This window comes from Gilliamella sp. W8128 (assembly GCF_016100545.1).
GTDB classification, from domain to species: Bacteria; Pseudomonadota; Gammaproteobacteria; order Enterobacterales; family Orbaceae; genus Gilliamella; species Gilliamella apis.
The window spans coordinates 90790-116891 of sequence record NZ_JACFSE010000009.1; the positions used below are offsets into that span (position 1 = coordinate 90790).

The window sequence follows — 26102 nt, forward strand, 5'->3', positions numbered from 1 at the left end:
TGAGCAATACCAATAAAAAATTACCGATGATAATTCTTCGCAAATTGCATAAAAAAAGATATAATCAAATAAAATTACATGAGCATAACATCTATTAAAGAAGGCGATCAGCCCATGTAAGTTAAGTCTATTATCTAAAAGTCTCTTCTTTATATTTTATAGTTCATAATTATTTTTATAAAAAGTTGTAAAAATATATTCCTCAATTAAGCATTATAAGTTTGTTAGTAACCAAATTTTTAGGCTACTGGTTAGTATTTTCTAATTATCATAGCTTTTTTAAGTTATTTGAAAGTTTAACTATTTACAGGGGCTTGCCATGAAATCCAAATTACTATTGCTTATTCTTATTTTAATTATTGTTGGTGGATTTTTCTTTTTTAAAGACTATAACAGTATTCAAACTCAAGACGAAAAAGTAGCGGCTTCTTGGTCAGAAGTTGTTAATCAGTATAAACGTCGAGCAGATTTAGTTCCGAATCTAGTCAATACAGTAAAAGGATATGCAACTCATGAAAAAGACGTTTTTACTCAGGTAACAGATGCAAGAGCGAAAGTGGGGTCTATCCAAATTAATGCAGATCAACTTAGCGATCCCGCTTTATTCTCAAAATTCCAACAAGCCCAATCAGAATTAAGTTCCGCATTAAGTCGCTTAATTGCTGTTAGTGAAAATTACCCAGAACTTAAAGCAAATACACTCTATCAAGATTTAATGAGCCAACTTGAAGGTACTGAAAATCGGATAACGGTTGCTAGAGGTCGATATATAGAAACAGTACAATCATTTAATACTTATATTCGTCAATTACCAACTAAATGGATTGCAAATATTATAGGGGTACAACCAAAACAACAATTTACTGTTGAAAACGAACAACAAATTTCTAATCCACCAGCAGTCAATTTTGGACAATAAGCATAATGAAAAAATATTATCTGCTCTTTTGTTTACTGTTTTTTAGTGCGGTAAGTTATGCATTAACTGAGATTCCTACATTTGATCGCCGTGTTATTGATACGTCAGATACTTTAGAACCATCACAAATAGATGATTTGGAATCAAGCTTGATTGCTTTTGAAAAGACGCGAACTGATGGTGCACAGATCGCGGTATTAATGATCTCCAAACTCGATAATGAAACGGTTGAACAGTATGCTGATCGGGTGTTTATACAGTGGAAAATAGGTAACAAAGAGCAAGATAATGGCATTTTATTATTAATTGTTAAAGATGATAAGTTGATGCGAATTGAAGTTGGTTATGGTTTTGAAGGCATCATTACCGATTTAATTGCTAGTCATATCATTCGTGAACAATTAGCGCCACAATTTAGACAAAATAACTATTATCAAGGTATACATGATGCGCTTTCAGTTTTAATTAATAAGTTGAATGATCCTCAGCAGGTACCGGCGACTAATAGTGATCCAGATCTCAAAACGGTACTTGCTGGTGATTTTGGTGCCAATTTATTTAATTATGGATTAGCATCCTTTTTTATTTGTTTCACTATTGCTAGCTTATTTTCGATTACTTCCACTAAACGTAGTGCTAGCCGAAGTTTAGGTACTGGTTTACTAAATGGTATATCAGTTGGTGGTTTTACTTTGTTCAATGGTTATTCATTACATATTGTCTTACCTCTAATATTTTTAGCATTTGTTGCCAGTGCAATTTTAAGTGGTATTTTAACTATGAGTGGTGGTAGCGGGCGTGGTGGCCGAGGAGGCGGTTTCGGAGGGGGGAATGGTGGTGGATTTGGCGGAGGTTCATTCGGCGGATTTGGTGGCGGAGGCGGTGGCCGTAGTGGCGGTGGTGGTGCATCTGGCAGCTGGTAAATTTTCTTCGAAAGCACCAAAAGAAATTGGCAATTTACTTTTTTAACAATAATACTACCTAGGTTTATAGCCTCAATAACAAAAATAACTATCTTTGCTTGAAAAAATTTTGAGGAAAGGGGTTTTTTATATCAAAAAAATTTATTAATGATACTTTTAAGCAATAGTTTGTTTAAATTTAAAATCAATTTAGTTAATCTTCAATCATATCCTACATAATAATTCTTGTTTACAACAGCTTTCAGCTAGCCTGACAATAAATTTCCTTTTGCAATAGGAAAAAGTCTCTCTCCACATTGATAATTATTTCCTTTAGGCTAAGTCATCTTAAAAAGAAAAAAGAGAATTAGAATGACTATGCCACAAATACAATTCCGTATGATCGAAGATGATTTAGATCCCGAAGTTGTGACTGCGCAAACGATAGAAATCATTAATCGTTGGTTAACGGATCATCAAATAACCCAAAATGATGTGCAAAAAGCGATGTTGTTATCACATGTTAAAGCAATGGTTGAAAGAGCGAAAACGCTAGAAAAATTACCTGAGGTTGATCCTTCTTTATTTGATGAGCTCTCAGAGCAATCCTTAATGCTTGCACGTAAAACTGTACAATTATTCAATAGTCTACCAATGGAAGAGGCTTATTTACTGGCTGTTCATTATGAAGTAGCTATAGCAAATTAAACGAATTAGTAAATTTAAAAAACAATAATTGATAGGAGAATAATTATGGCAGAAGTAATCATTGTCATCGGCGATAGAATGGGCAAAGGACAAAAAATTGCAGAGGGAATTAATTCTATTGAAGGGTGTCGTGCAATTGTTATTCCAGGTATGGCAGCTGATATGAAATTGGGTGACGTAATGAATAATGAGAATGCAGATCTAGGGCTTTCGTTTTGTGGCAGTGGCGGTGCAGGCGCTATAACGGCACAAAATAAATATGGCTATTCTCAACGACACGGTATGCGTTCAATTGAAGAAGGTGAAACAGCCATTAATGACGGTTGTAAAGTACTAGGATTTGGTTTTATGGATACAGTAGAACTTGGCCAACGTATAGCCCAAGCATTTTTGAAAAAATATCCTCGTTCTTAAATAGGTTAGAAATATGAAAAAAACTGAGCAGATACAAGTAAGAGTAACTGGGCAAGGAGATTCGAAGCAGCGTGCGTTCGCTATAGCGCTAAATCAAGTGCAAAAGCAGGTACTTAAAAATACTAATAATGTCATGTTACGAATTGAACCGCTTGATATTAGTGTTGTTTCTGCTATTGAAAAGATAACTATAGAACGATTTTTATTTATCTTTTTACCTAGAAAAAAGACATTTTATGACATCACACTTGATGTCTCAGTAAATGTTACGTTTATCGATCTGAACGATATTAAATTTATCTCTAAATAACGTAAAAGGAAAGTCATGGAAATTCTAATTATAGCATTGAAGTCCATTGTAATTGGTGGACTGTGTGGATTTGGAGTAGGCGCTGGTGCAGCTCGAATGTTTCATGCTCCAACTTATCAAGGTATGGGCGCCTTTCGTACCTTAGGTGAACTTAATTCTTGTGAGGGTGATCCTGCTGCACATTTTTCATTTGGTTTAGGATTCTTTTTTAATGCCTGGGCTTCATCTGTTGCTGCTGGTTCATTTACCCAAGATGTTGATCATCGCATCATTCCAAACTGGGGTGCTGCACTATTGATGATAAAAAACCGAAATTTAGCACAAACGTTACATGATCCTAAGAAAATGGCCTTTGCTTGTGCATTTATCGGTGTGATTGTTGTGTTATTTTTAAATACAACTACATCAGTTATTCCTGATTCTTTAAAAATTACCGCGACTAAAGTTTTAGTTCCAGCCGCAAATTTACTGGTCGCAACTGTGATGCCGGTTATTTTCTGGTTGGCAGCTTTAGATGCCGGTAGAAGAAGTGGTTTTTGGGGCACTTTGTTTGGTGGGCTAGCGCAATTAATTATGGGTAATGCAGTACCTGGTTTAGTGTTAGGTATTTTGATTGGTAAAGGAGTGGATGACAGTGGTTGGAATCGAGTGATGAAAATCATGTTAGCTGCGGTAATTGTTTTATTTGTCATGAGCGGATATTTCCGTGGATTTGATATGAAAATGATTAATTCATTCCGAGATGGTTTGTCTTATTGGTTTAAATAATATAGGGAACAACAGATTATGAATACTCAAACAACCATTAATAAAAGTTTTTGGTATGCCGATTGGTCATTCCCTATTCTTTGTGGATTACTCTCTGCAGGTATTTTTGCTGGAACGCATACTTTTTATGTATATGGGATTGGTGCTTTTAACGAAATAGCCTTTGTTGCAATGCTTAAATCAGGTATGACGACAGGCGATTATGGTGCAGTAGCAGCATTTGGTGCCAGTTTTTTATTTGCACGTGTCATTGAAGGATCGCTAGTTGGAATTCTCGATATTGGTGGCGCCTTACAAACAGGTATAGGTTTAGGTGTGCCAGCGTTGTTATTGGCTGGTGGCTATACATTGCCAATTGAAAACTTTTTTGTGGCGTTATTAACTGGTTTATTACTCGGTATGGCAATAGGTTTACTTATCATCCTTATCCGTAAATTTACGGTTAATAGTGGTGGTGGATCAACTTTTGGTGCTGATGTCATGATGGGTGCGGGAAATGCATCTGGTCGTTTTCTTGGTCCAATGATTATTTTATCAGCTATGGTTGCCTCTATTCCTATTGGTATAGGGTCCTTGCTTGGGGCACTATTATTTTATGTATGGAAAAAACCTATTACTGGTGGTGCAATCCTAGGTGCCATGATTTTTGGTGGTATCTTCCCAATTATATAATGTTATGTCCCCTCTATCATGACTATGGTCGAGGGGTTGGATTAAATTATGTATGATTTAATTATAAAAAATGCCAAACTCATCGATAATTCAATAACTGATATTGCCATTCAACATGGCAAAATTGTGGAAATTGGCAAAAATATAATCGCAACATCAAATCAAGTGTTGGATCTAAAAAACCAACACTATGTAAGTGCCGGCTGGATAGATTCCCATACTCATTGCTTCGCACACTCACCAATTTACCACGATGAACCCGATCTGATTGGTATTGAGGCTGGCGTGACGGCAGTGGTTGATGCTGGTAGTGTTGGAGCACTTGATATTGACGAGTTTTATGATTTAGCGATGCAGGCTAAAACTCATGTTTATTCTTTTTTAAATATCTCAAAAATTGGCTTAATAAGGCAGAGTGAGCTTGCTGATATGCAAGATATCGATGTGCCGTTATTTGACCAAACTTTAGTTAAATATCCTAATTTTATTATTGGAATAAAAGTTAGGATCAGTCGTAGCGTTGTTGGTGAAAATGGTATTTTACCGTTAATCAAAGCGAAAGAGATGCAGAAAAAGACGGGTTTGCCACTAATGATTCATGTAGGAAATAATCCGCCTGAACTTGATGAAATTGCTGATTTATTAACTAAAGGCGATATTATTACTCATTGTTTTAATGGTAAGCCAAACCAAATATTTGATAAGCAGAATAATCTGCGTGATTCAATTAAACGCGCCATTGAACGTGGGGTGATTTTAGATATTGGTCATGGTGGTGAAAGTTTCAGTTTTTCGGTAGCTGAGCGAGCTAAATGTTTAGATGTTTATCCAAACACTATCAGCTCTGATATATATTCTAAAAATCGTTTGCAAGGTCCTGTATTTAGCTTAGCAAATGTGATGAATAAATTTATCTGTCTAGGTTATAGCAAAACTAGAATTATTGATAGTGTCACTAAAAATGCGGCCCAAATTTTGCATTTAAACAATAAAGGGGAAATAGCTATTGGCTATGATGCCGATTTGACTATTTTTGATATAAAACAGCAAACCGTCTCTTTAACTGATTCAGAAGGTGAGCAGAGGGAATGCCATGAACAGTTTGTTCCTTTAGCCGCTATCGCAACAAATACAACCAAAAAAGTTACACACATTGAAATAACACAAGAAGGTAGTAAAAATGAGCTCAGAATCTCAAACTGAAAAAGAAATATACAGTAAATACCACTTGAAAAAAGTGATTAATGCTTCGGGGCGAATGACTATTTTAGGTGTTTCAACACCTAGAGCAGAAGTGGTTGATACTGTATCCCTCGGATTAAATGAATATTTTGAAATAAAAGATTTAGTCGATAAAACTGGTCAATACATTGCTAAATTACTCAATGTCGAAAACGCTGTGGTCGTATCATGTGCCTCTGCTGGCATTGCGCAAGCTGTCGCAGGTTTAATCGTTAAAGATGATCGTGATTTATTATTTAATTTACATAGTTCTGATAAATGGGTAGCAAAGGAAATTATTGTGCCAAAAGGACATAACGTAAATTTTGGTGCTCCTATTGGTACTATGGTCGCTTTAGGTGGTGGAATTGTGGTTGAAGCGGGTTATGCAAATGAGTGTAAACCAGAGCACATTGAATCATTAATTAATTCTGATACCGCGGCTATTTTATATGTCAAATCACATCACTGTGTGCAAAAAAGTATGCTATCAGTTGCGCAAGCTGTAACGGTGGCCAAAAAATATAATATTCCATTAATTGTTGATGCCGCAGCAGAAGAGGATTTACAAACCTATTATCAACAAGGTGCTGATTTAGTTATTTATAGTGGTGCAAAAGCAATTGAAGGGCCAACTAGTGGCTTAGTTATTGGCCGTCATCAAGCCATTGAGTGGCTTAAACTTCAATCTCAAGGTATTGGTCGACCAATGAAGGTTGGTAAAGAGGGTATTTTAGGCTTGACCAAGGCTATTGAGTTATATATTAACGATCCTAAACAAGAAACTGGGCAAGAAATGGTTGTCAAAATGACACCATTTATCGAAAAGTTAAATTCTATTAATGGTATATCGGCAAAAGTTGTCTGGGATGGTGCTGGCCGAGATATTGCTCGTGCAGAAATATCATTTGATGCAAAGGTTATTGGTAAAAGTGCTGTTGAAATGATAGACCTGATGAAGCAAGGCGAGATTGCAGTCTATTTTCGGGAATATAAAGCCAATGAGGGTAAAGTAGATGCAGATGTTCGTAGTGTAACGGCGGAACAGCTTGATATTGTCTATAACAAAATTATAAAAATTATCCAAGGAGTTAAATAATGCAATTGACACCAAATTATTTTAACGATCGCGTTTGTTTAAACGTATTAGCCAATTCAATTGATAATGCTAGTGCTATTTATGAAGCTGCACAAACTTATGTTGTTGTGGGAGTGTTATCTAAAAATTATCCAGATAATCAGCAAGCAATAGCAGATATGAAAAAATATGCGTTAGCCATTGATAATGCTATTTCTGTTGGTCTAGGAGCGGGTGATCCTAATCAATCTACTATGGTGTCAGAAATATCTGCAGTTCTACAGCCTCAACATGTTAATCAAGTTTTTACAGGGGTGGCAACAAGTCGTGCTTTATTAGGACAAAAAGAAACGGTAATCAATGGTCTTGTATCACCAACAGGGAAAGTAGGATTAGTTAATATAGCTACAGGTCCACTAAGCTCAACATCACCTGCTGCTATCGTACCGGTTGAAACCGCTATTGCTTTATTAAAAGATATGGGAGGAAGCTCAATTAAATATTTTCCTATGGGCGGGTTAAAGCATATAGATGAATATGAGTATGTGGCTAAATGCTGTGCTGAACATAATTTCTATCTAGAACCTACTGGTGGTATTGATTTAGACAATTATGAAACAATTTTAAAAATTGCCTTAAATGCCGGTGTGAAAAAAGTTATTCCACATATTTATACCTCAATTATTGATAAAACAACTGGGGCGACAAGAACTGAAGATGTTAAACAACTATTAGCGATTACGCAAAAATTAGCAGGATGAGTAATGGCATCTAAATTGCTATTCCCTTATCAAAGATTAGCGTATATTTTTGATACCATAAAAAACGAATTGCTACCTCAAAAAGAGCTAGCAAATCGTTTTACAGTATCAATCAGAACGATTCGATCTGATATTGTTGCGCTTAACGATGTATTAAATAAGTATGGTGCGCAAGTTGATTATATTAAAAACGTTGGTTATCACCTTGTCATAACAGATCCTAATCTGTATGCAACCATTCCGGTTGTTCAGCAAATAGAACGGGTTCCTCGAACTAATAAAGAGCGCGTTTCCGCTTTATTGATTGCATTTTTAACTCAATCAAAGTCGGTAAAATTGGATGATATTGCAGGTGAATGGTTTTTGAGCCGTAATACATTACAAAATGATGTTATTGAAGTTAAGCAATATTTAGATAAATACCATTTATCGCTGGATAATCGTCCTTATTCAGGTATGCGATTAGTTGGTGAGGAATCGGCTATTCGAGCATGTTTAACTGATATTTTATGGCAACATCATATCACAGGGGACACTATCAATGTTAATCGGTTAATTCAGACGATATTATCTGATATTGATTTAGATTATCTGGAAAGTGTACTACAAAATCAGTTTGAACGTTTTGAATTAAAATTAACCTCGGAAGGGCAAGGATATTTGCTCTATTGTTGTGCCGTTTCAATCACCAGAATTACGCAAGGGTATGAATTAGTTGAATATCAAGTCGATAATATTGATTCGACAGTTATTGGTGCTGCGCGTGAGGTTTCTGAAGGCTTCTCCTATTTTTTAGGTAGTACCCTTTCTGATGCTGAATTCAACTATTTATGTGTGCAGATTATGTCGCGCACTATTATGGAATCACCTAATCAAGCTAAAAGTTTAGAGTTATTTGAACATATCTTATCTTATATCAGTGATTCTTATCACTATAATTTGAAACAAGATATGAAGCTACGTCAAGATATGTTAATTCATATTTCATCGTTGCTATCTCGTATAAAATATCAAATTCATACTTCTAATCCGTTATTACATGAAATTAAACAATATTATCCTTTTGCTTATGATATTACTTTATCGGCATTAGCGAATATTCCTAAGTTTACTGATGTGAAAATGACTGAAGACGAAATCAGCTATTTAGCAATTCATATAGGGGTAGCCTTAGAGCGCAATTATAGTGCAGGATATAAAAGATTAGTGCAAATTTTATTAGTCAGTGAATTAGGTAACGCCACTTTACGTATGATTGAATCAAAAATTAAACGCGATTTTCCTCATATTTTAATTAATCGAACGATTTCTTATAGAGAGTATGAACAGTTAACGCATATTGAAGAAGATTTTGTGGTGTCTACGGTTCGCTTAAACGAGAAAGATAAGCAAATAGTGAAAATAGCACCATTTCCAACGCCTTATCAACTAGAACAATTAGGGCGTTTATCAATGGTTGATCGCACTATGCCATATATTATTGAGCGTTTTTTTAATGAAAAATTTTTCCTAATTATTGACAAACCGATGACGCAAAGTGAACTGTTCCAAATAGTTTGTCAGCGGCTGGAAGAATCTGGATATGTGGGACAGGACTTTTATCCATCGGTAGTAGAACGAGAAAGTATTGTATCGACTTTAATCGGTGAAAATATTGCTATTCCTCATTCAGTTGGTTTGTTGGCCAAAAAGACAGTAGTGACCACTATTTTGGCTCCTCAAGGTATTGAATGGAATAAAAATGAAATTGCGCATGTTATTTTCTTATTAGCAATTAGCAAAGATGAATACGAAGATGCGATGCGAATTTATAACTTAGTCGTCAATTTTGTTAAAGAAAGATCGACTAAACGGTTGTTAAATAGTCGTAATTTCGATGATTTTCAAGCTATTGTAAAAGATAGTTTTGGGCGTTTATCGTAATAAACTCGATTTAATTTGCAATTAAGAAAGGGATTCAACTAAGCGTGTAACACAAGTTATTTAGCGATTAAATAAATAACAATTTTGAGCGCTAAAAAACCCTGTTCCTCAAAATTTTTTGTTAAGAAATAAGTAAAATAATAATTATAAATATTTAAGAAATAATCAACAATTAAAACAAATTATCATGTGCTTGCCCATTGACGAAATGGTGATTTAAAGGTATTATGCGCGCCTTATGGCTTTGTGTGGTTTTTAGCTGCACTTAATAATTTTTAAGGTAGGCATGCATATCTTATGCAAAATAAATTACCATTAACAATTGACCCAATCAAAGCAGCACAAAAAAGACTTGATTATGTTGGATATTATCCAGCTCAAAGTGCAACAAGGATTGAAAGTCCAAAAAGTGATATCGAATGTCATTTGTCTTTTGATTTTGATGAGCAAAGACTTTGCGTTATCACTATTGATGCAAAAATGACGCTAGAACAAATTTGCCAGCGTTGTTTTAAACCTTTTATCACTGAAGTTCATGTGATGAATAAATTTAGTCCTGTTAAGAGCGATGCTCAAGCAGAGAAATTACCGGAACATTATGAGCCCGTTTTAGTTAACGAGTTTGGTGAAGTAGATATATTAGCGTTAATTGAGGACGAAATTATTCTCTCATTACCAATTGCGCCGGTGCATGATAGTAAACACTGCGAAGTGTCAGAGGCAGATATGGTGTTTGGTGAAATTCCTGCTGAGAATGAAAAACCAAATCCATTTGCAATTTTAGTTAGTTTAAAGAATAAGGGGTAAATCCATGGCTGTTCAACAGAATCGTAAAACTCGTGCAAAACGTGGTATGCGTCGTTCTCATGATGCATTAACTGTTGCTAATATCTCAGTTGATGAATCAGGTAAAACTCATTTACGTCATCACGTAACCGCTGATGGTTATTATCGCGGCCGAAAAGTAATTTCTAAATAATTAATTAGTAATTAGAAATCTTCAGGTGACATTTTGGATAATCTAACCATTGCGTTAGATGCTATGAGCGGGGACTTTGGTCCTCGTATTGTTGTTCCTGCTGCAATTCAAGCATTACATCATTATCCAAATCTTTCTATCTTCCTTGTTGGTGACATAAAGGAAGTTAGATTTTTTTTGTCTAAAGAAAATGCCAAGCTAGTTACCCAGTACCAAGAAACAGGTCGCTTGATGGTGACAGAATCAACATCTATCATTACTAACGATATGAAACCTTCTTATGCAATTAGGCATAGCCAGGGTTCGTCAATGAGAATTGCATTAGAATTAGTAAAAAATAATAAAGCTCAAGCTTGTGTTAGCGCTGGTAATACTGGTGCGCTGATGGGGTTATCTAAGTTGTTGTTGCATTCTTTAACAGGCATTGATCGACCAGCATTAGTTGCCACCATTCCTGCATTAAATAATCAAAATACTGTGGTTCTTGATTTGGGGGCAAATGCTGAATGTGATAGTGATATGCTGGTTCAATTTGCTATAATGGGTGAAATACTAGCAAAATCGGTTCTTCATATTGAAAATCCTCGTGTTGCTTTGCTTAATATTGGTGAAGAAGACATTAAAGGATTGGATAAAATTCGTGCTGCAGCATCTGTTTTGAAGGCTAATCATCAAATTAATTATATCGGTTATTTAGAAGGTAATGAGCTATTAACTGGTAAAACCGATGTATTAGTTTGTGACGGCTTTGTTGGTAATGTGACTTTGAAAACGGTAGAAGGGTTAATTAAAATTTTTCTATCTTCGTTCAAAATGCTTTTAGGACACAACTCATTAGTTATGAAATTTTTGAGTAAATGGCTGCAAAGAAAAATAGTAAAAAATTTTGGCTATTTAGACCCTGGGCGATATAATGGCGCTTGTTTACTTGGTCTTCAAAGTATTGTGATTAAAAGTCACGGTAGTGCCAATCAAAAATCATTTTTTGCAGCAATTGAGCAAGCTATTTTAGCTATCGAAACCAATATACCAGAGAAGATTGCCAATAGCCTTTCTTCTGCACTACCCAAGAGCGAATAATTCGATGTATACAAAAATATTAGGAACAGGAAGTTATCTTCCAAAACAAATAAGAACCAATACCGATCTTGAAAAAATGGTGGATACTAGCGACGAATGGATAACTACTCGTACAGGTATTAAAGAAAGACGGATAGCTGCACCTGATGAAACTGTTACTAGTATGGCCTATGAAGCCGCGATTAAAGCTATTGAAATGGCGGATATTGATAAACAAGAAATTGGTTTAATTATTGTTGCAACAGCAACATCAGCTAATGCTTTTCCTAGTTCAGCTACAGAATTACAAGCTAAATTAGATCTCGGTGATGTGGTTGCCTTTGATGTGTCGGCAGCTTGTTCTGGATTTATTTATGCATTAGATATTGCTGATAAATATGTAAAAAGTGGTGTAATAAAATATGCCTTAGTTGTTGGTTCTGATATGTTAACCCGCGGTGTTGATCCAAATGATCGCGGTACAATTATCATTTTCGGTGATGGTGCTGGAGCTGTTGTGGTTGGTGCTTCTGAAGATCCTGGTCTTATTGCCTCTCATTTACATGCCGACGGCCGATATGGCGAATTATTAAAATACCCATATGTTGATCGCCGTTCTCTTAATGACCCTGTCTATATGACAATGCAAGGTAATGACGTATTCAAAATTGCAGTCAAAGAACTTTCTAATCTAGTTGATGAACTTTTAACCGAAAATGCCTTTAATAAATCTGATTTAGATTGGTTAGTGCCACATCAAGCTAATTTACGTATTATTTCAGCTACAGCCAAACGTCTTGATATGGATATGAGTAAGGTGATTGTTACGCTGGATAAACAAGGTAATACTTCTGCTGCATCAGTACCTTGTGCATTAGATACAGGTGTACGAGATGGACGTATTAAACGTGGGCAACTAATTTTATTAGAAGCTTTCGGTGGCGGCTTTGTTTGGGGCTCAGCACTCGTTAGATTTTAATTTTATAAATTATTTAGGTAATCAAGGATTTCAAAATGACCAAATTTGCAATGGTATTTCCAGGACAAGGCTCACAAGCTGTTGGTATGTTAAAAGATCTTGCTGAAAATTATTCAGTTGTGAAATCAACTTTCGATGAAGCATCACAAGTATTAGGTTATGATTTATGGACTTTAGTGCAAGATGGTCCAGCTGAAGAATTAAATAAAACTTGGCAAACACAACCGGCATTACTTGCTGCATCGGTTGCGATTTACCGAGTTTGGCAAAGTATTAATGGTCCTCAACCAGAATTTATGGCTGGTCACAGTTTGGGTGAATATTCAGCATTAGTATGTGCTGGTGTGATAGATTTTAAAGACGCTATTAAATTAGTAGAGTTACGTGGTAAATTAATGCAAGAGGCAGTGCCAAGTGGTACTGGTGCAATGTTTGCTATTATTGGTTTAGATAACGATTCAATTCGAAAAGCATGTGAACAAGCTGCTCAAGGTCAAGTTGTCGCGCCAGTTAATTTTAATTCACCAGGCCAAGTTGTTATTGCTGGTAATAAAGAAGCGGTTGAACGTGCTGGTGCGCTTTGTAAAGAAGCCGGAGCTAAACGTGCTTTACCATTGGCGGTAAGTGTTCCTTCACATTGTGCATTAATGAAACCAGCCGCTGATAAACTAGCGACAACTTTAAATAATATGACGTTTAATGCACCTCAATTTGCTGTGATTAATAACGTTGATGTTAAAGTTGAATCATCTGCAGAAAATATTAAAGCAGCATTAATAGCCCAGTTATATAGCCCAGTTCGTTGGACTGAAACGGTTGAAGAAATGGCAAAACAAGGTGTAACACTATTAGTTGAGATGGGCCCAGGTAAAGTTTTAACTGGCTTAACTAAACGAATTGTTGATTCATTATCAGCTTGTGCTGTTAATGATAAAGAGTCATTAGATGTTGCAATTGAAAATACTAAATAGAATACAAAAGGGGTAGTTATGAACCTATCAGGAAAAATTGCTTTAGTAACTGGTGCAAGCCGTGGAATTGGAAAGGCCATTGCGGAAAAATTAGTTGCATGTGGTGCAACAGTGATTGGTACTGCAACGACAGAAAAAGGCGCACAGGCCATAAGTGAATATTTAGGCTCTAGTGGAAAAGGTTTAGCACTAAATGTAACTGACGAAGCATCTATCGAATCAGTTATTAATGCAATTAAAACGGAGTTTGGCGATATTGATATTTTAGTTAATAACGCAGGTATTACCCGTGATAATCTATTAATGCGAATGAAAGAAGATGAATGGCAAGACATTTTAGATACTAATTTAACATCAGTATTTCGTTTATCAAAAGCATTAATGCGTACTATGATGAAAAAACGTTATGGCCGAATTATTACTATAGGATCTGTTGTAGGGACTATGGGCAATGCAGGCCAAGCTAACTATGCGGCGGCAAAAGCTGGATTGATTGGCTTTAGTAAATCTTTAGCACGTGAAGTTGCATCTCGTGGAATTACTGTTAACGTGGTAGCGCCAGGATTTATTGCAACTGATATGACTGAAGCACTAACGGATGAGCAAAAAGCTTTAACATTAGCGCAAGTACCAGCAGGACGTTTAGGTGAACCGGCTGAGATTGCTAATGCGGTGGCATTTTTGGCTTCTGATGACGCATCTTACATCACAGGTGAAACTTTACATGTCAATGGTGGCATGTATATGGTGTAATTGATCAGAATAGTGTAAAATAAACCAATAATTTGATATTTTGAACAAAAAATAAGCAATTGGGTTGAAAAATGATTGGCATCTTTTTCAACATTTTATAAACTTACATTCACCGCCACTTTCGGCGATATTTATAGGAAAAAAAAGAGTATGAGCACTATTGAAGAGCGAGTTAAGAAAATTATTGTTGAGCAACTTGGTGTGAAAGAGGACGAAGTTAAGAATGAATCTTCTTTCGTTGAAGATCTTGGCGCTGACTCTCTTGACACAGTTGAATTAGTTATGGCTTTAGAAGAAGAATTTGATACAGAAATTCCTGATGAAGAAGCTGAAAAAATTACAACTGTACAATCAGCAATTGATTATATTACTGCAAATCAATAAGGTTAGCAGAGTTTTCACAATAGGCGGTCAAATGATCGCCTAGTTTTTATTTATGTCTCTATTTTATAGAGTTAATTTGATGTAAAATTCTGAAAACTCATAATAAAATTTTCAATGATTCAAATTTCATTTCAATCCTTTTCTGGAGGACAATGTGTCTAAACGCAGAGTTGTTGTTACTGGAATGGGCATGATATCTCCATTAGGTAATACAGTTGAGTCTACTTGGCAAGCTTTATTAGCAGGTCAAAGTGGCGTAGAACTTATAGAACACTTTGATACAGCCCCTTTTGCAACGCGCTTCGCCGCAATGGTTAAAGACTTTAATGGCGAAGATTATAATATTTCACGTAAAGATGCTCGTAAAATGGATTATTTTATCCAATATGGTATTGCTGCAGGTATGCAAGCAATGCAAGATGCTGGCATTGAAGTTACTGAAGAAAACGCAGAACGCATCGGTTGTGCTATCGGTTCAGGTATTGGTGGACTAGGATTAATTGAAGAAAATCATAGTGCATTAGTCAATGGTGGACCGCGTAAAATTAGCCCATTTTTTGTGCCATCAACAATAGTCAATATGATTGCTGGTCATTTATCAATTATCTACGGATTAAAGGGGCCAAGTATTACTATTGCTACCGCTTGTTCATCGGGCGTGCATAATATTGGTCATGCTGCACGTATGATTGCTTATGGTGATGCCGATGCAATGTTAGCTGGTGGCGGTGAAAAAGCTAGTACTCCATTGGGTATTGGTGGTTTTGGTGCTGCTCGTGCATTATCAACTAACAATGATAATCCTAAAGCTGCAAGTCGCCCGTGGGATAAAGATCGTGATGGTTTTGTGCTTGGTGATGGTGCCGGTATCATGTTCTTAGAAGAATATGAACATGCTAAAAAACGTGGCGCTAAAATTTATGCTGAGATCGTTGGTTTTGGTATGAGTGGCGATGCTTATCATATGACTTCACCTCCAGAAAATGGTAGTGGCGCAGCATTAGCTATGAAATGTGCTATTCGTGATGCAGGTATAACAGCGGAACAAGTTGGATATATTAATGCACATGGTACGTCAACTCCAGCTGGCGATAAAGCTGAAACGGAAGCGGTTAAAAGTATTTTCCAAGAAAACGCTAATAAAGTAATGGTAAGTTCAACCAAATCAATGATTGGGCATTTATTAGGTGCTGCTGGTGCTGTTGAATCTATCTTTACGGTGCTTGCGTTACGTGATCAAGCTGTTCCACCAACAATTAATCTTGATAACCCTGATGAAGGTTGTGATCTTGATTATGTTCCACATACAGCTCGTCAAGTGAAAAACTTAGAATATGCGCTTTGTAATTCATTTGGTTTTGGTGGTACTAACGGTTCAGTTTTATTTAAAAAGATCTAATCTTTTTTTCCCATCACAATTTGGTGATGGGAATCACACCTTTTATTGTTTTCTCCCATAAACGATAAGTTTTCCTCAGCGATAATCGTAGTTATACCTATGGATAAATTTTGATATTAATTTGTATTATCTAAAAATCTTTATTTAGTTAGTATCAGTATAAAAAGTTCATATCTGTGTCAAAGAAGCTAACCAACTGTTAATACTAACTAATTTAATATTAATATTTAGGTATATCACTAAAAATAGCAAAATATCGTGATGGATAAAGCGATTAACTATTAAAAATTTTTAATATAAATAACGAGTTTTATTTGTCCGTTATGGGATTTTCCGATAAATAAAGACAATAAGAATATTCATATGGTTTATGCTATAATCGAGGCTAATTTTCGGAGTAATTATTTTTGGTAAATATGACTGAACCTAAGTTTATTCATCTTCACTTACATAGCGATTTTTCAATGATTGATGGCATTGCTAAAGTAGGTGCTTTAGTTAATGAAGTCAGCAAGTTGCAAATGCCTGCTTTTGCTATTACTGATTTTACCAATCTGTGTGGACTGGTGAAGTTTTATGGTTCAGCAATGGGTAAGGGCATCAAACCGATTATTGGTGCCGATTTAGCTGTTAAAAATTCACAATTAAGTGATGAGGTTTATCGGTTAACATTATTAGCTGCAAATAATGAAGGCTACCAAAATCTTACTTTATTAATTTCTAAAGCTTACCAGCGTGGCTATATTGGAGATTTACCAGTTGTTGATCAAGAATGGTTAACAATGCATAGCAATGGTTTAATCATATTAGCTGGTCGTGAAAGTGATATTGGTATTGGTATTATTCGTGATAATCAGGCGATTATTGATGATGCAATTAACTTTTATCAAGAAAATTTTAATCAACACTTTTATTTTGAATTGGTTCGCACAAATCGCCTTAATGAAGAATTATTTATTCATAGTGCTATTAAGCTAGCTGAACAACATGCCTTACCTGTTGTGGCGACTAATGATGTACGATTTTTGAAATCTTCGGATTTTGAAGCACATGAAATTCGCGTCGCTATTCATGATGGTAATACACTTGAAGATCCTAATAGACCGAAAAATTATTCAGCTGAACAATATTTGCGTACTGAACAAGAGATGTGCGATTTATTTTCAGATATTCCAGAGGCATTAGAAAATAGTGTAGAAATAGCTAAGCGATGCAATGTTACTATAAGGCTTGGTGAATATTTCCTACCACAATTTCCTACTGGTGATATGTCGACGGAAGATTTTTTGGTACATAAATCTCGAGAAGGTTTAGAAGAGAGATTAGAATTTCTTTTTCCTGATCCCGAAGAACGAAAACAAAAACGTCCAGAATATGATGAACGATTAGAAACAGAATTAAACGTAATAAATCAGATGGGTTTCCCTGGTTACTTTTTGATCGTCATGGAGTTTATTCAATGGTCAAAAGATAATGATATTCCTGTTGGACCAGGACGCGGATCAGGAGCGGGTTCTTTAGTTGCTTATGCTTTAAAGATCACTGATTTAGACCCATTAGCATTTGATCTACTTTTTGAACGTTTTTTGAATCCAGAACGGGTTTCAATGCCGGATTTTGATGTCGACTTTTGTATGGAAAAGCGTGATATGGTTATTGATCACGTTGCTGATATGTATGGTCGAGATGCTGTATCGCAAATTATTACCTTTGGTACTATGGCTGCAAAAGCGGTTATCCGTGATGTAGGGCGAGTACTTGGCCATCCTTATGGATTTGTCGATCGTATCTCAAAATTAATTCCTCTTGATCCTGGTATGACCTTAGCTAAGGCGTTTGAAGCTGAACCACAACTACAAGAGCTTTATGATAATAACGAAGAAGTTAAGTCTCTTATTGATATCGCAAGACAATTGGAAGGTGTTACTCGAAATGCAGGTAAACATGCTGGAGGTGTTGTAATATCGCCAACTAAGATTACTGATTTTTCTCCTATTTATTGTGATCCAGAAGGCCACCATCCAGTAACGCAATTTGATAAAAATGATGTTGAATATGCTGGACTAGTTAAATTTGACTTCTTAGGATTACGTACCTTAACCATTATTGACTGGGCGATTAAAATGATTAATGAGCGCCAGTTAAGGGATGGTAAGGCCGCAGTTGATATTACTCGTATTCCATTAGATGATGAAGAATCTTTCCAATTATTATTAAAAGCTGAAACTACCGCGGTCTTCCAATTGGAATCGCGTGGTATGAAAGATTTGATCAGGCGGTTAAAACCAGACTGCTTTGAAGATATGATCGCGTTAGTTGCTTTATTTCGACCGGGGCCGTTACAGTCAGGGATGGTAGATAATTTTATTGACCGTAAGCATGGACGAGAAGAAGTATCATATCCAGATATCAATCATCAACACGAATCTCTTAAACCAATATTAGAACCAACCTATGGCATAATTTTATATCAAGAACAAGTTATGCAAATTGCCCAAACACTATCTGGTTATACGCTAGGTGGTGCAGACTTGTTACGACGAGCGATGGGTAAGAAAAAACCAGAAGAGATGGCTAAGCAGCGTTCTGTTTTTAAAGAAGGTGCGGAAAAGCAAGGCGTTGATGGTGAGCTTTCAATGCATATTTTTGATCTGGTTGAAAAATTTGCTGGCTATGGTTTTAATAAATCTCACTCCGCAGCTTATGCACTGGTTTCATATCAAACATTATGGTTAAAAACTCATTATCCGGCTGAATTTATGGCTGCTGTAATGACAGCTGATATGGACAATACAGATAAAATTGTTGGTTTAGTTGACGAATGTCTAAGAATGGGGTTGCAAGTTAATCCTCCAGATATTAACAGTGGTCTTTACCATTTTCATGTGAATGATAAAGGTGAAATTGTTTATGGCATTGGTGCCATAAAAGGGGTAGGTGAAGGGCCGATTGAAGCAATTGTAGAGGCGCGTAATAGCGGCGGATATTTTAAAAATATCTTTGAGCTTTGTGCTCGAACTGATATGAAAAAAATTAACCGACGTGTCTTAGAGAAATTAACTATGGCAGGGGCTTTTGATAAATTGGGCCCACATAGAGCAGCTATTTTACATAGTATTAATGATGCCATGCAAGCAGCAGATCAATATGCTAAAGCACAGAATATTGGTCAAGAAGATATGTTCGGAGTCCTTGCTGAAGAGCCAGAACAAGTTGAACATGCATATGCTGCTGTACCTGAATTACCAGCACAAGTTTTACTTGATGGTGAACGTGAAGCATTAGGACTTTATTTAACCGGCCATCCGGTTACCCAATATTTAAAAGAACTCAATCGATATTCAGGGGGCCTTCGTATTAGCGAGGCAGCACCTACTGGATGGGGCAAAATGGCTACTTTTGCCGGTATTGTTGTTGATGCTAGAGTTCGAATTACCAAAAAAGGTAATAAAATTGGATTATTTACTTTAGATGATAGGTCAGGACGAATTGATGGCATGCTTTTTTCTGAAGCATTAGATAAATTTGGTCATTTACTGGTAAAAGATAAAATTCTAATTGTTTCAGGGCAAGTAAGTCATGATGATTTCAATGGTGGGTTTAAATTATCTGTTCGTGATATTGTTGACTTAAAAGATGCTCGGGCTAAATATGTTAAAGGGTTAGCTATTACATTAACTGATATTGAGGTTAATCGGGCAATCCTACAACGACTACAGCAAATTATAGAACCTTATCGACACGGTAGTGTACCAATTAATTTATATTATCAAAGAGAAGACTCTATCGTACGCCTACAATTTGGTACCACTTGGCGTATAGTACCTGAAGATGCACTAATAATAGAACTAAAAACCTTACTAGGTAATGAGCGTGTAAATTTTGAATTTGATTAATTAAGTTATATTAATCGAATAAGTAATAAAAATCTGGGCTATTTAGAAATAAAGATTTAAATAAATATTAAAGGTGCTATTTAACCTGCTTAAGTCTATTAATAATAAATATTGATGACTTCAATGACAATTACATAGTAGAATTGGTTTAATTTTATTTTAATAAATGGTCAGTATACTAAATTTAGTAACGTATTTTTAATAAAATACAAATAATACAAGAGGCAATCACAAGCGTTATGAACAATTTTTTGGAATTTGAAAAGCCGATAGCGGAATTAGAAGCAAAAATTAATTCCTTAAAGAATATTGATTCGCAACAAGTTGAATTAGATATTAATTTAGATAAAGAAATTAAGCAATTGAATCAGAAAAGTCGTGAATTGACTAAAAAAATATTTTCTAATCTATCGCCTTGGGATGTGGCTCAATTAGCTAGGCACCCTAATCGCCCTTACACATTAGACTATATCAATGAAATTTTTACTGATTTTGATGAGTTGGCTGGTGATAGAGCCTATGCTGATGATAAGGCAATTGTTGGTGGCATAGCGCGTATAGATGATCGCCCAGTTATGGTTATTGGCCACCAAAAAGGTCGTGAAACCAAACAGAAAATCTATCGTAACTTTGGTATGCCTGCTCCAGAAGGTTACCGTAAAGCATTGAGATTAATGCAAATGGCTGAGCGATTTAAGTTACCAATTATTACATTTATTGATACTCCAGGAGCCTATCCTGGAATTGGTGCAGAGGAAAGAGGGCAAGCTGAAGCAATTGCTCGTAACCTACGTGAGATGTCACGATTAAATGTACCAACAATTTGTACTGTCATTGGTGAAGGAGGATCGGGTGGCGCACTTGCAATTGGTGTCGCAGATAAAGTTAATATGCTACAGTATAGTACTTACTCCGTTATTTCTCCGGAAGGATGTGCATCAATTTTATGGAAAAGTGCTGATAAAGCGCCAGTAGCAGCAGAAGCAATGAATATGACTGCTGACAAATTGATAAAATTGAATCTGATCGATTCTATCGTACCAGAACCTCTTGGTGGCGCTCATCGTGACTATACTGCTATTGCTACTTCACTTAAAGCACAATTATTAGCTGATCTGGATGAATTAGAAGGTTTAGCATTATCAGAACTGCTTGAAAGAAGATTCCAACGTCTTATGAACTACGGTTATGTACGATAATTTAGGGATCGAATATAAATATGAATAAACCGACCGGATTGCAACGCATTATTAATGCGACAAAATATTCTTTGAAGGGATTTAAGTCTGCAATAAAATATGAAGTCGCATTTCGTCAAGAATTAATTATATTAATTCTAGCTTATATAACAGTAATGTTAATCGATTTTTCTATTTATGAACGCATTTTATTATTGGGTTCAATTGGCGTTGTGATGATTGTTGAATTACTTAATAGTGCTATTGAATGCGTGGTTGATCGTATTGGTAGTGAAAGGCATGAATTGTCAGGGCGGGCAAAAGATTATGGTTCTGCAGCAGTTTTTCTTTCCCTGTTACTAACTATAATTTTATGGATTTATTTGTTTGCTTGTCATTTCTTTCCTTGATTTTTATTATTTAATTGTTGTTTAAATATTATTTATTAAAAATGCGAGAGGTTCTCGCATTTTTAGTTTATAACTATTAGAAATTATTCTGGAACTAATTCTTTAATAAGATAATTCCCCATTTTTTCTGTATCAAGGGTGCTTTTCAACCACGGCATAATGGTTTGCATTTGTTGCTGTAATTTCCATGGCGGATTAATAACTATCATACCTGAAGCCGTCATACCTTTCTGGTTATTATCTGGTTTGATTGCAAATTCAAATTGAGAAATTTTCTTAATACCTAAGTTAACAATTTCATCTATCATCTTTTGTGTTTGAGTTCGAGAAACAACTGGATACCAAATTAAATAAATGCCAGTTGCGAAACGTTTATATGCTTCCAATAATGCTTTAGGGATTTTTTGATAGTCATCTTTTATTTCATATGAAGGATCAATCAAAATAATTCCTCGACGAGATTCAGGAGGTAGTTTTGATTTTAATTGTGAAAATCCATCTTCTCTTAATACTCTCGCCCGCTTATCTTTACTGAATTCTTGTCGCAATAATGGATAATCTGTAGGATGAAGTTCTGTAAGATTGATTTTGTCTTGTTCTCTTAGTAATTGTTTAGCAATTAAAGGGGAGCCTAAATAATATTTCAAGTTATCGAAAGGGTTATAACGTTTTAAAACCGATAAATAAGTATTAAGCAATTCAGGTGTTTCCGATTGTTGCCAAATTAAATTGATACCAGATAAATATTCCCCTGTTTTTTCAGCATGTTCACTTTGTAGTAAATAACGACCAGCTCCAGAATGAGTATCTAAGTACAAAAATGGTTTTTCTTTTTCTTTTAATGAGTTAATACATAATGTTAATACAATATGTTTTAATACATCGGCATGATTGCCTGCGTGATAGCTATGACGATAGCTTAACATGACTTATTTAACCTCTTTTGTTCATTTTTTTGCATATAGAATGTCGTCAATGCAAGACTCAAAAGACAAGGAATCTCCATCAACTCTTCAATAAGATCTTTGCGCTCGGGATCCAAAACTAACCATTGGTAACCTAAACGACGGTGTTCAGCCGTGTCAGCAATACCTAAAAACAGAAAGGCAAAAAACAGATGCCAGACCGGAATTGTGTCATATTTATATCGACGAGCTATTTCTCGGCGAATGGTTGGTAAAAATATACTTAATATGGGTATTGCCATGATAATGCTAGCGATGATTTTGTAATAAAAACGTGGTACGTCAGGGAAAAAATCTCGTCCCCAACTAATCCCTCGACCAAATAGCATAAACCACCAAAATATTGTCCAAATCCAAAATTTATACAGGTTTGAATGATTTTTAACTCTTTTCGCATAAAAATAGCTATAACCACACATAAATAATAAAAATAATGATTGGAAATGTTCGATTAAGCTTACTGTTAGTTTGCCATATAACGGCAGAAAAAAATTACCTAAGATATATAAGAGAAAGCTTAAAATTACAATAAATATAGAACTTTTGTAAAAGTGGGTATCAAAATTAGGCATGATTTATTTCAAAATTAAATACAATTTTTAAGTTTGAGTATAGTACCGCATTTACGACATTGATAACTAGTTTTATTATTTATAATTTTGTTATGCCGTATTGGTGATAAATGATGCTCTTGGCAGTCACAAAAATATATATATCCATTGCGTTTAATTTTGAAATTATGGGTCACTTTTGGTTCTTTTTTCATTATTTCAGACATGACATATTGCCATTCTTTGCCATGTGGTTTTACTTTACCAAAATATTGAAAAGTAATGAGATGAGCTAATTCATGAGGCACAACTTCATTAATAAAATCTACTCCATTCTCATAGAGCATTGTGCTATTAAGTTGTATTTCGCAACGAGTTAAAAATGCGCAGCCAGCAATAGTACCTTTAGGTTTGTAACTGATTTTAGGCTCTTTATAATTGGTTTTTAATATTTGATTGGCTTGAATTAAGTGGGTTCTTAAACAAGCCAATACTTGATTATGTAGATAAATTGGTATGCGTTTATAATCCTGCTGCATCGCGAAGAATAGCTGCCTTATCGGTTTTTTCCCAAGGGAAGATATCTCGACCAAAATGGCCATAGCTGGCGGTTTTTTGATAAATTGGCTGGATAAGATCAAGCATTTGAATTAGTCCATAAGGACGTAAATCAAAAAATTCTTTTATTAATGATATAATTTTGTCATGAGCAATTTTTTCAGTACCAAAAGTATTAACATAAATAGAAGTTGGATGAGCAACACCGATAGCGTAAGAAATTTGTAATTCACATTTATCAGCAAGTCCTGCGGCTACAATATTTTTGGCAACATATCTTGCTGCATAAGCTGCTGAGCGGTCTACTTTTGAAGGATCTTTGCCAGAAAATGCACCACCACCATGACGTGCTGCACCGCCATAGGTATCAACAATAATTTTTCGACCAGTTAAACCACAATCTCCCATAGGACCACCAATAACAAAGCGTCCAGTAGGGTTGATAAAATATTTTGTTCTTGAAGTTAACCACTCATTTGGTAACGTTGGTTTAATGATCTCTTCCATAACCGCTTCATGCAACGCTTTTTGTTCAATGCCCTCTGAATGTTGGGTCGATAAAACTACAGTATCGACTCCTTTGATTTTTCCATCTTGGTAAATCAATGTGACTTGGCTTTTGGCATCAGGTCTTAACCATGGGAGAGTACCATTTTTTCTTACTTCAGCTTGACGACTCATAAGATCATGAGCATAACTAATTGCCGCTGGCATTAAATTAGGCATTTCATTGGTAGCATAGCCAAACATAATACCTTGGTCTCCAGCACCTTGCTCCAGTGGATTTTGACGATCAACGCCTTGATTAATATCTGGCGATTGCTTACCAATTGCATTGAGAACTGCACAAGAGTTGGCATCAAAGCCCATTTCTGAACTAGTATAACCAATATCATTAATGGTTTTTCTGGTTAATTCTTCAATATCAACCCATGCAGAAGTTGTAATTTCTCCACCAACTAATGCCATACCGGTTTTTACGTAAGTTTCACAAGCAACTCGTGCTTTAGGATCTTGTTCTAAAATAGCATCTAATACAGCATCAGATATTTGATCGGCGATTTTATCTGGGTGACCTTCTGATACAGATTCTGAAGTAAATAGAAATTCTGACATGTTTTACCTTCTTTAACTTATTTAGTGCAATTCTCTAAATATAAAATAATTTTGAAAGATGCTTGTGTTTAGCAGTTTTACCATCTAGACGTCTATTTTAATGATTTATTCTGAAAAAAGCCAGCACTACTGCAAACAAAATTACTTGCATAAAATTTTAATCAATTTAGGATATGGCTCGTTTATATTTTTAACCTTCATTAACTATATATGAATATTGTAAAACAATCTCCCACAGTATTAGTTTTTGATTCGGGTATCGGTGGATTATCTATTTATAATGAAATCTATAGTAAAATGCCGAATCTACATTATATTTATGCCTTTGATAATGAAGGATTTCCCTATGGCGATAAATCATCTGAATATTTAATTGCTAGAGTGAATCGTATTATTGCGACCATTTTACAATCATACTCTATTGATTTAGCTGTGATTGCATGTAATACCGCTAGCACTATCTGTTTACCAAGTTTACGAACAAACTTTTCTTTTCCAATTGTAGGAGTTGTACCTGCAATTAAGCCTGCCAGCAAAGTTACTAAAAATAAATGTATAGGGTTATTAGCAACCAAAGCAACAATACAAAGAGCATATACCAGTAATTTAATTCAGGAGTTTGCTCCAGATTGTGATGTTAAATTGCTTGGTTTATCTGAATTAGCCCATATAGCAGAAAATAAATTACAAGGTATGGCTGTTGATATGCAGCAACTGGAGAAGTTATTGCAGCCATGGCTAAATTTATCTACTATCCCTGATACTATTGTACTTGGCTGTACTCATTATCCGTTTATTAAAGATGAGTTAAGAATACTTTTTCCTAATACAACTTTTATCGATTCAGGATATGCAATTGCATCAAGAGTTAATACATTACTTAATGATCAGTATGATCTAAATAGCTTAAATAAACTATCTACTTTAGATAATATTGTGATAAGTACATTGCATAATCAGCAAGTTGAAAAATTAACTAAAAAATTCACTGAATATAATCTTAATAAATATCATTGTATTAGCATTTATGCTGATTAAAGCTTATTCGAACAAATAAATAATTGCAACTTTTCACTTGCCAAAAAAAATGAAGTGCCTATAATGCGCATCCACTGACACGGTGTCAGCGACAAGCAGACAAAAGTCGTGTTAGTGAGTAAGGTCAAAAATTTTAAAAAAAGATCTTGACGAATAAAAAGGTGTAGCGTAGTATACGCAGCCCTTGAGA

The 26102-nt window shown here is 35.3% G+C and carries 27 protein-coding genes; 23 read left to right on the top strand and 4 right to left on the bottom strand.

The features are described from left to right. The first annotated feature begins 319 nt into the window (after positions 1–319). The 22 genes from H3U97_RS10280 to H3U97_RS10385 all read left to right on the top strand — a co-directional run bounded on the left by H3U97_RS10280 (position 320) and on the right by H3U97_RS10385 (position 21684). The gene (locus H3U97_RS10280) at positions 320–919 is read left to right on the top strand and encodes a LemA family protein (protein WP_065578358.1); all 600 of its coding nucleotides are present in this window, start codon (positions 320–322) and stop codon (positions 917–919) included. A gap of 5 nt (positions 920–924) precedes the next feature. After that, positions 925–1842 (top strand): YgcG family protein, encoded by a 918-nt coding sequence (locus H3U97_RS10285; RefSeq protein ID WP_198198879.1) that lies wholly within the window; start codon positions 925–927, stop codon positions 1840–1842. Positions 1843–2193: 351 nt separating this feature from the next. After that, the gene (locus H3U97_RS10290; protein ID WP_065578356.1) at positions 2194–2529 is read left to right on the top strand and encodes a PRD domain-containing protein; all 336 of its coding nucleotides are present in this window, start codon (positions 2194–2196) and stop codon (positions 2527–2529) included. Between the two features lie 45 nt (positions 2530–2574). Further along, positions 2575–2943, top strand: coding sequence for an SFCGS family glycine-rich protein (locus tag H3U97_RS10295; RefSeq protein ID WP_034884881.1), 369 nt, complete (start codon positions 2575–2577; stop codon positions 2941–2943). 13 nt (positions 2944–2956) lie between these two features. Then, entirely contained in the window at positions 2957–3253 is a 297-nt protein-coding gene (locus H3U97_RS10300) for a DUF4312 family protein (RefSeq protein ID WP_198198881.1), read from the top strand. A gap of 15 nt (positions 3254–3268) precedes the next feature. Beyond that, entirely contained in the window at positions 3269–4021 is a 753-nt protein-coding gene (locus tag H3U97_RS10305; RefSeq protein WP_086362279.1) for a DUF4311 domain-containing protein, read from the top strand. Between the two features lie 18 nt (positions 4022–4039). Then, on the top strand, positions 4040–4693 hold the full coding sequence (locus tag H3U97_RS10310; RefSeq protein WP_065578353.1) for a DUF4310 family protein: 654 nt from the start codon (positions 4040–4042) through the stop codon (positions 4691–4693). Positions 4694–4741: 48 nt separating this feature from the next. Continuing rightward, positions 4742–5896 carry an amidohydrolase/deacetylase family metallohydrolase gene (locus H3U97_RS10315; protein ID WP_065578352.1) on the top strand — a complete coding sequence of 385 codons (1155 nt, stop codon included), beginning with the start codon at positions 4742–4744 and terminating at the stop codon, positions 5894–5896. Continuing rightward, positions 5874–7013, top strand: coding sequence for a DgaE family pyridoxal phosphate-dependent ammonia lyase (locus H3U97_RS10320; protein ID WP_086362277.1), 1140 nt, complete (start codon positions 5874–5876; stop codon positions 7011–7013). The genes H3U97_RS10315 and H3U97_RS10320 overlap by 23 nt, the downstream gene beginning before the upstream one ends. Continuing rightward, a complete protein-coding gene (locus H3U97_RS10325) occupies positions 7013–7753 on the top strand; it encodes a KDGP aldolase family protein (RefSeq protein WP_086360914.1) in 741 nt (246 codons plus the stop codon). The genes H3U97_RS10320 and H3U97_RS10325 overlap by 1 nt, the downstream gene beginning before the upstream one ends. Before the next feature lie 3 nt (positions 7754–7756). Further along, positions 7757–9676 carry a transcription antiterminator gene (locus tag H3U97_RS10330; RefSeq protein WP_198198883.1) on the top strand — a complete coding sequence of 640 codons (1920 nt, stop codon included), beginning with the start codon at positions 7757–7759 and terminating at the stop codon, positions 9674–9676. 297 nt (positions 9677–9973) lie between these two features. Continuing rightward, complete coding sequence (gene yceD, locus H3U97_RS10335; RefSeq protein ID WP_065578348.1) at positions 9974–10483, top strand: 23S rRNA accumulation protein YceD; 510 nt, start codon at positions 9974–9976, stop codon at positions 10481–10483. 4 nt (positions 10484–10487) lie between these two features. Beyond that, entirely contained in the window at positions 10488–10655 is a 168-nt protein-coding gene (rpmF, locus tag H3U97_RS10340; RefSeq protein WP_025316508.1) for a 50S ribosomal protein L32, read from the top strand. Between the two features lie 33 nt (positions 10656–10688). After that, positions 10689–11735, top strand: coding sequence for a phosphate acyltransferase PlsX (plsX, locus tag H3U97_RS10345; protein WP_081300049.1), 1047 nt, complete (start codon positions 10689–10691; stop codon positions 11733–11735). A gap of 4 nt (positions 11736–11739) precedes the next feature. Then, entirely contained in the window at positions 11740–12693 is a 954-nt protein-coding gene (locus H3U97_RS10350) for a beta-ketoacyl-ACP synthase III (RefSeq protein WP_086360912.1), read from the top strand. A 35-nt stretch (positions 12694–12728) separates the two neighbouring features. Further along, a complete protein-coding gene (gene fabD, locus H3U97_RS10355; protein WP_198198884.1) occupies positions 12729–13664 on the top strand; it encodes an ACP S-malonyltransferase in 936 nt (311 codons plus the stop codon). 18 nt (positions 13665–13682) lie between these two features. Further along, positions 13683–14417 carry a 3-oxoacyl-ACP reductase FabG gene (fabG, locus tag H3U97_RS10360; protein WP_198198886.1) on the top strand — a complete coding sequence of 245 codons (735 nt, stop codon included), beginning with the start codon at positions 13683–13685 and terminating at the stop codon, positions 14415–14417. Positions 14418–14567: 150 nt separating this feature from the next. Further along, positions 14568–14801: an acyl carrier protein gene (acpP, locus tag H3U97_RS10365; RefSeq protein WP_025316503.1), complete on the top strand. Its 234-nt coding sequence runs from the start codon at positions 14568–14570 to the stop codon at positions 14799–14801. Between the two features lie 154 nt (positions 14802–14955). After that, on the top strand, positions 14956–16200 hold the full coding sequence (gene fabF / locus H3U97_RS10370; protein ID WP_198198888.1) for a beta-ketoacyl-ACP synthase II: 1245 nt from the start codon (positions 14956–14958) through the stop codon (positions 16198–16200). A gap of 416 nt (positions 16201–16616) precedes the next feature. Then, positions 16617–20096, top strand: a complete 3480-nt coding sequence (gene dnaE / locus H3U97_RS10375) for a DNA polymerase III subunit alpha (protein WP_198198890.1) — start codon at positions 16617–16619, stop codon at positions 20094–20096. Positions 20097–20335: 239 nt separating this feature from the next. Then, entirely contained in the window at positions 20336–21295 is a 960-nt protein-coding gene (accA, locus tag H3U97_RS10380; RefSeq protein WP_086365137.1) for an acetyl-CoA carboxylase carboxyl transferase subunit alpha, read from the top strand. Positions 21296–21315: 20 nt separating this feature from the next. Next, a complete protein-coding gene (locus H3U97_RS10385; protein ID WP_086320906.1) occupies positions 21316–21684 on the top strand; it encodes a diacylglycerol kinase in 369 nt (122 codons plus the stop codon). 83 nt (positions 21685–21767) lie between these two features. On the opposite strand, the gene H3U97_RS10390 is transcribed toward H3U97_RS10385, so the two are convergent. The 4 genes from H3U97_RS10390 to metK form a co-directional block, all read right to left on the bottom strand. Then, entirely contained in the window at positions 21768–22610 is an 843-nt protein-coding gene (locus tag H3U97_RS10390; RefSeq protein ID WP_198198891.1) for a 23S rRNA (adenine(2030)-N(6))-methyltransferase RlmJ, read from the bottom strand. Beyond that, a complete protein-coding gene (locus H3U97_RS10395; RefSeq protein ID WP_110453790.1) occupies positions 22604–22978 on the bottom strand; it encodes a hypothetical protein in 375 nt (124 codons plus the stop codon). The genes H3U97_RS10390 and H3U97_RS10395 overlap by 7 nt, the downstream gene beginning before the upstream one ends. 257 nt (positions 22979–23235) lie before the next feature. Next, positions 23236–23739: a SprT family zinc-dependent metalloprotease gene (locus H3U97_RS10400; RefSeq protein ID WP_198198893.1), complete on the bottom strand. Its 504-nt coding sequence runs from the start codon at positions 23737–23739 to the stop codon at positions 23236–23238. Beyond that, on the bottom strand, positions 23723–24874 hold the full coding sequence (gene metK, locus H3U97_RS10405; RefSeq protein ID WP_198198895.1) for a methionine adenosyltransferase: 1152 nt from the start codon (positions 24872–24874) through the stop codon (positions 23723–23725). The genes H3U97_RS10400 and metK overlap by 17 nt, the downstream gene beginning before the upstream one ends. Before the next feature lie 210 nt (positions 24875–25084). Here metK and murI point away from each other — a divergent pair, with 210 nt between their 5' ends. After that, positions 25085–25912, top strand: coding sequence for a glutamate racemase (gene murI / locus H3U97_RS10410; RefSeq protein WP_198198897.1), 828 nt, complete (start codon positions 25085–25087; stop codon positions 25910–25912). Positions 25913–26102: the final 190 nt, after the last annotated feature.